The organism is Rhodococcus sp. 14C212, from assembly GCF_011058195.1.
In the GTDB taxonomy this organism is placed as follows: domain Bacteria; phylum Actinomycetota; class Actinomycetes; order Mycobacteriales; family Mycobacteriaceae; genus Rhodococcus; species Rhodococcus aetherivorans.
Map to the genome: position 1 here is coordinate 3516 of NZ_JAALEH010000121.1, position 8886 is coordinate 12401.

Annotated in this window: 10 protein-coding genes; 8 read left to right on the forward strand and 2 right to left on the reverse strand. The window is 69.6% G+C overall.

The window, feature by feature from the left end; translation table 11 throughout:
* The first annotated feature begins 638 nt into the window (after positions 1–638).
* From G6038_RS27955 to G6038_RS27970, 4 genes are all read left to right on the forward strand, one after another.
* Entirely contained in the window at positions 639–1355 is a 717-nt protein-coding gene (locus G6038_RS27955; RefSeq protein WP_029540292.1) for a ParA family protein, read from the forward strand.
* Positions 1348–1863 (forward strand): hypothetical protein, encoded by a 516-nt coding sequence (locus tag G6038_RS27960; RefSeq protein WP_165041799.1) that lies wholly within the window; start codon positions 1348–1350, stop codon positions 1861–1863. Before G6038_RS27955 ends, G6038_RS27960 begins: the two co-directional genes overlap by 8 nt.
* 209 nt (positions 1864–2072) lie before the next feature.
* Positions 2073–3068, forward strand: coding sequence for a DUF2637 domain-containing protein (locus tag G6038_RS27965; protein ID WP_165041801.1), 996 nt, complete (start codon positions 2073–2075; stop codon positions 3066–3068).
* Positions 3069–3267: 199 nt separating this feature from the next.
* Positions 3268–3474: a hypothetical protein gene (locus tag G6038_RS27970; protein WP_165041802.1), complete on the forward strand. Its 207-nt coding sequence runs from the start codon at positions 3268–3270 to the stop codon at positions 3472–3474.
* Between the two features lie 412 nt (positions 3475–3886).
* Here the strand turns inward: G6038_RS27970 and G6038_RS27975 are convergent, their stop codons facing one another.
* Complete coding sequence (locus G6038_RS27975; protein WP_165041793.1) at positions 3887–4246, reverse strand: hypothetical protein; 360 nt, start codon at positions 4244–4246, stop codon at positions 3887–3889.
* Positions 4247–4571: 325 nt separating this feature from the next.
* On the opposite strand from G6038_RS27975, the gene G6038_RS31685 reads away from it, so the two are divergent.
* The 4 genes from G6038_RS31685 to G6038_RS27995 all read left to right on the forward strand — a co-directional run bounded on the left by G6038_RS31685 (position 4572) and on the right by G6038_RS27995 (position 8210).
* Positions 4572–4907 (forward strand): hypothetical protein, encoded by a 336-nt coding sequence (locus G6038_RS31685; RefSeq protein ID WP_240918794.1) that lies wholly within the window; start codon positions 4572–4574, stop codon positions 4905–4907.
* A gap of 1029 nt (positions 4908–5936) precedes the next feature.
* Positions 5937–6458, forward strand: coding sequence for a hypothetical protein (locus G6038_RS27985; RefSeq protein ID WP_165041804.1), 522 nt, complete (start codon positions 5937–5939; stop codon positions 6456–6458).
* Between the two features lie 140 nt (positions 6459–6598).
* Complete coding sequence (locus G6038_RS27990) at positions 6599–6910, forward strand: hypothetical protein (RefSeq protein WP_165041806.1); 312 nt, start codon at positions 6599–6601, stop codon at positions 6908–6910.
* A gap of 445 nt (positions 6911–7355) precedes the next feature.
* Complete coding sequence (locus G6038_RS27995) at positions 7356–8210, forward strand: hypothetical protein (protein WP_165041807.1); 855 nt, start codon at positions 7356–7358, stop codon at positions 8208–8210.
* Positions 8211–8362: 152 nt separating this feature from the next.
* Here G6038_RS27995 and G6038_RS28000 read toward each other — a convergent pair whose 3' ends face one another.
* A complete protein-coding gene (locus tag G6038_RS28000; protein ID WP_165041809.1) occupies positions 8363–8575 on the reverse strand; it encodes a hypothetical protein in 213 nt (70 codons plus the stop codon).
* Positions 8576–8886 lie beyond the last annotated feature (311 nt).

An 8886-nucleotide genomic window follows, 5' to 3' on the forward strand; every position in this document is an offset into this window, starting at 1 on the left:
CGCCATAACGTCTAAACGTTAGAACGTTGTCACGTCATGCCGTTACCATGGCTGAGCGTTAGAGCGCTACGATCTTGAAGCGTTGCAGAGCTACAACGCTCTGGCGACGGAACGTTGCAGCGTTGGAGCGTTGCTCCGCTACAACGGTGCAGGGAGCGGGCAATGGACTACTACGGGAGTTCTCGGCCGAGCCTTTGGGAAACTGCTGGTCACCCAATGTGTTCAGCAGGCATGAGTTATAGCGCTACAACGTCGTTGCGCAACGCGCTGGTTGGGCAGAGCCGCTATAGCGCTTGAACGTCGGAGCGTAACGCCGGCAATGCGCCCCGATGGGCGGACATCCCAGTTATAGCGCCATAACGTCTAAACGTTAGAACGTTGTCACGTCATGCCGTTACCATGGCTGAGCGTTAGAGCGCTACGATCTTGAAGCGTTGCAGAGCTACAACGCTCTGGCGACGGAACGTTGCAGCGTTGGAACGTTGCTCCGCTACAACGGTGCAACGCTGCAACGGCGTGGCGCTACGGCGTCGCAGCGTTCCGACGCTTAGCGTTCAGAGCGTGGTAGCGCTGCACGCTGCCGCGCCTCAATGCACCGACTCATTGCACCCAGTGCAACCGACGAAAGGCTCCATGCAATGGCCAAAATCATCGTTTGCCACTCCCGGAAGGGAGGGGTGGGAAAAACCACGATGGCGTACGAATTGGCTTACGAGCTGGACGCAGTCCTGGTGGACTTGGAGTACGACGGGGGCGGCGCCACCGGTAAGTGGGGGGATCGGCCTCTCGACCGGGCCCGCATTCCGATCCTCGATGCAATCCGCACCGGCAAGACCCCCAAGCCGTTGAACGGCTTCAAGAAGCCGCGTCTGGTACCCGGGCATCCTGACCTGTACGACCAGGCGCCCAGCGAAGATGCAATGGCGGATGCACTGGTGCAGTGGGCGGGGGAGTGGGACACGGAATGGGTCGTCGTGGACACGCATCCAGGTGCAACAACCCAGGCCCATGGTGCACTGTCCGTTGCAAATGTCGTTCTTGCCCCGACTCCGTTGCGGAAGCTGGATCTCGATGCAACTGAGCAGCTCGTCGACGAACTCGCCGACTACCCCCTGGTCATTTCGCCGACGATGGTGCCGGCAGCACCTCCGGGGACGATGATCGACCGTCTTGCGCGGATGGTTGACGGCACGCCCGTGCAGGTTGCGCCTCCGGTTCCCCATGCCGCCCGGGTTGGCACTCGAACGAAGCGCATTGCAATCACCGCCGAGGAACCACCGGCCAAGCCGTTGCGGGCTTTCGCGGCTGCAATCACCGACACCGCGAAGTTCCTCCAGGAGTACGTCAATGACTAACGGACTCGATGCCTTGCGGCAAAAGAACAAGCGTGCCAGTGGGCGCACCATGCCGCCACCGCGGCACAAGCCCCGGTCGGTTCCGGTGGAGATTCCCACCGATTCCGAGAACCCGACCAATCCCATTGCGCCCCCCGTGCAAGAGATTCGACCGTCTACATCGGACGCTGCGGCCCACTTGGAGCAAGCGGCCGCGCAGACCGTCAACGACCGGGAACCGGCACTCGCGTTGCCTGCCTCCGAGTTGCCGAAGGCGGCGCCTCCAGTGCCTTCCACAGACGTGGACGAGCTAACAAAGTCGACGATCTATCTGGACGCCGAGACCGACCAGTTCCTCGAGGAGGCGATCTATCTCGGGCGGAAGCAAAAACCACGCATTGATTCCCGTAGTGCGATCGTTCGTTTTGCACTTCGTGAGTTGGCCTCTCGCATGTCCACCGAGCAGGTGATTGCCGCGATCCGGGCAGGTGCGCCTGAAACTGGCAACCAAGGAAGACCTCGCCTCTAGCTGCATAGCGTTTCAACGTTCTAGCGCCATAAAGAGGGGGAGCCCCGCTCGACCTGCAATCCAACGGGACTCCGTGACCGGCTACCTCAGCAAAGGAAATTCCGATCATGTATGACCTTAACGTTCGCGCTGCGCAACGTCAGCTACCGTCCGCAAGTGCACGCCGACGATTGCACTCGAAGACCATGGCCCTCGGTGCTGTTGCAGCGATGACGCTCGTGCTTGCAGCGCTGGCGTTCACCCTGTCGTTCGACGCGTTGCGCCAGCTCACCCTGGAAATCGGTGTGCGCCCGGAACTGGCCTGGATGGCGCCGGTGGCGCTCGATGTTGCACAGGCGGCCGCCGCCCTGGCTCTCGTTGCACTGGGGACTGACGACGAGTTCCGCGGTGCCCGTCTGTACTGCAAGGCCCTGGCCACGGGCACGGTCCTGCTCAGCGTGGCGGGCAACGGCTACCACGCCTTCCGCCTGGCCGGGCAGCGGCACGCGCAGGCCGCGGCCGGTGTCGATGTCGGGTACCAGCCGCAACCGGCTGCCATCGCCGCCTGCATTGCGATGATTGTGCCGCTGCTGTTCCTGGCGCTGTTGCATCTGTTCACCACGATCGTGCGGGCGCTGGCCGTCGAACGCGGCCGCTACAACGAGGCGGTGCATCACGCGCACCTGACCGTCCACGAAGAGCAGCACGCGACTGCACACGAGGCGCCTGCGGTGCACGGCCCTGCGGAGGATGCACCCGTCGGGCACGACGTGCAGTACCCCGGTGCACGCGTGCACCACGATGTCGTCCCCGTTGCCGCCGAGCCTGCAACGGTGCAGCCGCAAGGCACCGGGCGCCACGGCGAGGAGGCACCGGGGGAGGCCGTCGTGCAGGCCATGGCCCCGCTCGAGGCATCGCCCGAGCAGAACCTTGCGCCGACGTCCGGTGGCTATCCGCAGACGGTCGACGGCCTACGCGAGTTCCTGGCCGGGTGCACACTGCGCAGTGAGGAGAAGGAGGTCGCGGCGATCCTGCTGGACCGCCCGCAGCTGACCTATGCGCAGGTGGCCACCGAGCTGGAGGACACCCCGTCCCCGTCCACGGTGTGCCGACGCTGGCAGCGCTTCAAGAACGCCGCCTACGCCGAAGGCTTCGAAATCCCGCCGGTGGTGCCGCTTCCGCTTGACGCGATCACCGCACGCGAGGAGCAACTGGTGTCGGTGTGACCAGACCCCGTCCCGGGCCACCGGCTGTGCCGTGGCCGGAGGCAGCTGCCGTCGACCGGTCGGTGGCCAGAGGCGGACCGGGGGCGGGAAAAGCAGTGACGCCGGGACTGTGCTTCCCCCACAGTCCCGGCGTCGCATCCCACCCTAGCAGAGTTATTCGAACATATGTTCCCCTGAGTGGGGGAGTGGTGCGACCATCATGGATGTGACCCGGTACGAGCGAGCACCGACGATCTGCCCCGCCGGACATCGCCTCGCCCCGAACCGGGTCCTCGTCGGCTGGATCCCGTGCGACTGCACCCCCGGCGCCGGCGGCCACCGCACCTGGACGTGCCGCACCTGCGAGGTCACCATCGGCTCACCGCCCCATGTCGGCCCGCCGCGGCCGGGAGTGCGGTGGTCCTGAAAACAGGCGAACGCCCCGGTGCGTTGGGTGCCGGGGCGCTCACCGGGCAGCGTACGACGCCGGTCCGACACCTTGCCGCGGGACGTGAGACGGCGGTGGTGGTTCTGTGTAGTGTCGTCCTTGGTCGCGCACGGTCCCCTCGGACGTGCGGGCCGTGTGCCCCGGCGGTTCACCCCCCGACGCCGGGGCACTGGCCTACCCGGGGGATGCGGCGACATCCCCAGGGTCCGCGTAGGGCGGCTGCCGATGTCACTGTGACGGTCCGGTCCGGTTCTTGTTGGTCCGTACCGAAGGTGTGGTGCTCGACGGTGGGGGAGTGGCCCGCTATCGTTGAGGGTGTCCTGGCGAAGAGTCAGGAAAGTGAGGCCGGGAGCCCGCACGTTTTGCGTGGTCGCCCGGCCTTTGCGCTTGTCTACGGCACCCGAGCCGCGGTGACCAGCGAGTCGCTCGCGCGCCGCAGCTGCCCGCCCGCGGTGTAGGCGTAGGCGATCAGGTCCGCGGCCCACAGCAACTCGTGCGCGTGCGGGTGGTCCACCATTGCCCGGACCGTCGGGGGCGCCCCGATGTGGGCGAGGGCGCCGGTGAGCGCCGCGAGATCCTGCTTGTCCTGGGCACAGGATTCGACCAGGATGCGGCGCGCTCCGAGCTCGGCGCTGTGCACCGCCAACGCGGCCGGCGGCCGGCCTGGGACCTGCCGGTGCGGGCGACCGGCGATCGGCGCGGTGACCAGGAGAGCCTGCCGAATCGGGGGTGTGCGGGCGAAGGCCGCCACGATCCGCCGCCGGTTCTCCGGGCGCTCGTCGCGGCGGTGCAGCCGGCCGGCGGTTGTGCGGCCTCGAGCGTCCGCATCGTCGTGCGCGCCGCAGCCAAATCCTCGGAAGGCACCACCACCGCGCAGATCAAATAGTCCTTCGTCTTCGCCTCGTCGACGAAGATCTCCACGGTCGACCGTCACACCTTCTTCCTCCGGTATCCGGCCCACGGCATTGTCGCCGATCCCGTCGCCGATCACCGCGGCCCCTCCTGCCCCCGCATCCGCCGGTGGTCCGCGACCTACCCGGTCCGGACCGGCTTCCGCCGAGGCCCGCTGCGCCCTGGTGGTTCTGTCGGCACGGCCCCCGCACGGCTCCTACCTGGCCGGAGCCTTCTCGGCGCGCCTACCCGAGAACCTGTGCCGCCCCGGTTACGGTCGCGGCAGCTCGCGAGTTGAGGGGCGAGAGCGCCCCCGGGTCATCGAGGGGGCGCCCGGCATGGAGATGGACGAACAGCTGCACCAGTGGGCGTGGCAGCTGCGTCACGACGGCCGCGACTGGAGTGAGGTCGCCACCGAACTCGGCTGCACCGAAGACCTCGCCCGCGCCATGGCCGACCGGCACCGCCGCGACACCGAAACCCAGGCTCAGGCCGCCCAGTTCTCTCTGTTCGACCTGTAACCCCCGGCCGGATCGGGCCCCCCTCGGGGCGGCCATCCGCGGCGCCCGGCGGGGCCGTAGACGACGTCGGTACGCTCACCGCCGTCCGCAGTGGAACCGGCGTGTGCCGCCCCACCGAAAGGGACCGGGTCCGCGCCGCTCGGAGAACGCCGCGAGTGCTGCCACTCGCTGCGCGGCGCTGCCCGCGCGTGCACGACGCCCAGGTCTTGGATAGAGATCTCCGGGCCGGGCCGGGCCGGGGTGGGACGCCGCGGTGCCGCCGAACGCTGCCCGGTCGGCGGTGCGCAGGATCGTAGCTCCGGCCTGTTCTTCGAGGTCGCGGCCGGCGGACCGCTGCCGCCTCGGCACCGATTCGGGCGTTGTAGCGCTATAACGCGGGAGGGCGGGGTGCCTCCCGGTCGTGCGCGCCACCACGGGATACCGGGATCCCCAACCCCGCTGCACATGTCCTCAGAGGGTGCCCGGTCGTGCAGTCCGGCTGTCGCTGAGGCCGCCCCGCCCCGGGTGAACGAGACCTGCCGCCGGGCCGTCACCGATCGGCACACCCCAGCGGCATCGGCACAGCGCGGGGAAGGGGGGTCGGCCGGCTGCGCCGCCGGCACGAGCACTGCCCGCCCCACGCCGGAGGGAATGCGGGGGCGGCCGGGCGGGTGCGCACGGGCCTCTGCGACCGCGCTCCCGCTGCGCGCACCGGCGCGCTCCGCCGACAGGGGTGTCGTCGACCTCGGGCGCGGTCCTCGGTGCGCCTGCGGCGCACGCCGAATCGAGCTCCGCTGCGCTCCGCCCTGTCCAAGAGCCTGATTTGCCCTTCTGGCCTTCCGATTTTGACCGGCGGTCCGCTGCGCGCAACCCCTGGGCGCTGCGCGGCCTACGGCCCGGAAAATCCTCTCCTCCGCTGCGCTCCGGCGAGATTTTTCCGTCCCAGAAGTTGCACTCCACGGCCCTCATGCCGGTCCAAATGCTCCCTGCCAGAAGGGCAAAAGAACAGGCGGACCCGCGCCGGTTCTCACCTCGAGCAGGAAGGTCGCCATGACCGCGCCGCAGACCCCGAGCTTTCCGACTTTGACCACCCGCACCACCGTCCTGATCGCCGGAGCGTCGCAGGAGGTGCGGCTGGATGTGACCAGCGCGCTGACCGCGAGCGCGGCGGTGTTCGCCACCATCGGCGCGGTGCGGATGGTCTTCACCGACCCGGCCGTGGTCCGCGGTGTGGTGGCGGTGTTGCGTCGCCCGGTCGCCGACGGGGTGACGACGGTGCTGCCCGAGCAGTTCCTGCTGCGCCCGGAGCGCTTCACCGCCGACGAGCACGTGGTGACGGTGCACTGGTCGACGGTGCCGCCGTCCAAGATCACCCCCGGCGGGGCGTTCGATCCGCAGCGTCGCCGTCACATCCACTGGGTCGACGTCGAGGCCGGACCGCTGGTCTTCCGGTTCTTCGACCGAGCCGGTCACCGCGCCTTCACCGCCGAGCTCGCCCGCACCGTCCAGGTGGCCCGGTCGGTGCTGCTCCCGGCCGACGACAAGGCCCTCGCCCTCGACGGACGGCGTTGACTCCCCGGTGAGTTGTCCACAGCGGGCCCGGTTCTCCACAGAACCGGGCCCGCTGCCCGTCTCCGCCCCGGTCGGGACCGGGGCGGCCGGACACACTGGCATCCACCGAAGACAGAACCGACCCGAAGGAGGACCCGCTCGTGCACACCTGGACCGTCACCTGTGATCCGGCCGGCGCGCAGGAATCCGGCACCGCCGCCACCGAAGTCGACGCCGTGATCGCCGGCGCCGCCGCGTTGCGCCGCCTCACGGCGGCCACCCACCGGACCGGACGCGAGTCGCCGTACCTGTGTCTGCGCATCGACACCCGCTTCCGGATCGGCGTCACCGCCGGCCCCGACAGTCCGGATGGAGTCTTGGAGTGGATCGACGACTACGAACACCAGGCCACCATCGCGGCCGCCGTCGACGACTGCCTCCCCGACCTCGGCGGCCTCGACCCGCCGTGCTGACCCACCCTCGAGCCCCGAGGGCGGCGACCACCGCCGGGAGCCCCCGGCGAGGGACGGACAGTTGTCAGTTCGCCAAGTATCTGGCGGTGCAGACCTGGCTTGACCTGCGGTGCGCCACTTGCGTCAGTCATGCCGCCGTCAACTCCTTCTCATCCGATGTGGCGGATTCTTGGCGGGCGCCGCGCCGATCTGCTTCGTCCACGATGTACCGACCTGCGGTTCCGCCACTTCCGCCACACATCGGATGAGAAGCCGCGCCAACGCCGTGCCACTTACACCAGAAACCCGCCAGATGCCACTGAGAACCGACAACAGTGTCCTCGACACCCGGTCGGGCATCAGGGTGGTCGACCCACTCGTTTCGTACGTATTATGTTACGTACGAAACGTTACGGTTGAGGTAGTATCATGCAGCGGCTCAGGACACGAGCGGAAGGCGGGGCCGATGACCGAGGGCAACAGGGGAGGGCGGCGCCGCGAGTACGCCTCGGACGCGCACCGGGTCCGGGCCTGGCGGCAACGACAGAAGGAGGCGGCCCGCGCCGAGCGGCTCGAGGCGGCCACCCCCACCGATCCGGCCCAAGCCGTGTCCACCCTGGCCGAGGCGGTCCCGCTGCTGCGGCAGGAAACCCAGGCCGCCCTCGCACGCTTGAGCGAGGTGGCCACCTCGATCACCGCCGCCACCGCGCTGCTGTCCGACCCCGCCGCGCTCGACGCGCACCTGCGCCGGGTCCAGGCCGACGCCGACAAGGTCCGCGCCGACGCCGGCGCCGAGATCGCCCGGCTGCGCGAGCAACTCGACGCCGCCCTCGACGAGCGCGCCGACGCCGACGCGGCCGCGGCCGCCGCCGTCGCGCAGGCCGACGACGCCGCCACCGCGCTCGCCGCGGCCCGCCGCGAACACCAGGAGGAACTCGACCGCCTGCGCGCCGACCACACCGCGGCCCTGGACGCGTGGACGACCCGGTTCGAGGAATCGGAGGCGGCGCACCGTCGGCGAACCGCCGACCTCGAGGCCCTCGTCGAGCAGCAGCGCGACCAGCTCGCCCGGCTCCGCGCCGCCGCCGATCAGGCCGCCGCCACCGTCGGCCGGCTCGAATCCGACCTGGCCGCCGCCCGCGCCGACACCGCCGCCGAACGGGACCGCACCGAGGCCGTGCGCGCCGACCTCGCGGCCGCCCGCGCCGAGACCGCCGCGGCCCGCGCCCAGGTCGACGCCGCCCGCGAACGCGCCGACGAACTACGCACCGAACTACGCGAACTCCGTTCCACGACCTCGGGTCCGACCGAGCCGCGATGACCCCGGGGGTGCGCTCCCACCCCGGCGTAGGCAGCGAGTGGTCGGCCGGCTCGGCCGGGAACCGGTGTCGACGTTCCTTCCGGGGCCTCGGCGGTCCCGGGTGGTGTTGCTCGCCATCACGCCAGCAGGCAGAAATCTGCACGATACGGAAGTTAATAATTGTCCGAATATGTACGCCGCAGTTCTCCAGCACGGGCCGACAACGGGCGGGCACGCTCGTAGCGGCACCGGAGATCGTCGGTCAGCGCCACATCGCGCAGTGCGACTCCCCCGGGGACCTCCTCGAGCACCTCGGCGACCAGAGACCGCACGATCAGAACCCCGGCCTGCATATCCTCGACCGCCCAACGCTGCTGCCACTGCATGCATGCCGACCGCCCTCGACTCGGCCCAGCACGATCAGCACGATCACCCGCCGCCCGCAGACCTCCGGCGTCACGCCTGGGAACAAGGGGGGATCGGCGTCGGTGACGTGCCGGTGTCGCAGACCGCCGCCGCGACGTGACGGCCCGGCTCCGAGCGATGGGTGTCCCGGCGCCGGCCGCGAGCGACGACCTGGCCCGCAGGCCGGCGGTACCGGCCCGAGTCCGGCCGGCCGTGCCGACTGCGATCGCGAGCGGGGGCGCCACGAATCCGACGGGGCGGGGGAAGAGGGGTATGGCGGGTTCTGCCGTCC

Bases quoted from the DNA above. Each gene is read 5' to 3' on its own strand.
- G6038_RS27970 (WP_165041802.1), top strand. From the start codon at position 3,268: ATGGATGTGACCCGGTACGAGCGAGCACCGACGATCTGCCCCGCCGGA.
- G6038_RS27995 (WP_165041807.1), top strand. From the start codon at position 7,356: ATGACCGAGGGCAACAGGGGAGGGCGGCGCCGCGAGTACGCCTCGGAC.
- G6038_RS27960 (WP_165041799.1), top strand. From the start codon at position 1,348: ATGACTAACGGACTCGATGCCTTGCGGCAAAAGAACAAGCGTGCCAGT.
- G6038_RS28000 (WP_165041809.1), bottom strand. From the start codon at position 8,575: ATGCAGTGGCAGCAGCGTTGGGCGGTCGAGGATATGCAGGCCGGGGTT.
- G6038_RS27985 (WP_165041804.1), top strand. From the start codon at position 5,937: ATGACCGCGCCGCAGACCCCGAGCTTTCCGACTTTGACCACCCGCACC.
- G6038_RS27965 (WP_165041801.1), top strand. From the start codon at position 2,073: ATGACGCTCGTGCTTGCAGCGCTGGCGTTCACCCTGTCGTTCGACGCG.
- G6038_RS27955 (WP_029540292.1), top strand. From the start codon at position 639: ATGGCCAAAATCATCGTTTGCCACTCCCGGAAGGGAGGGGTGGGAAAA.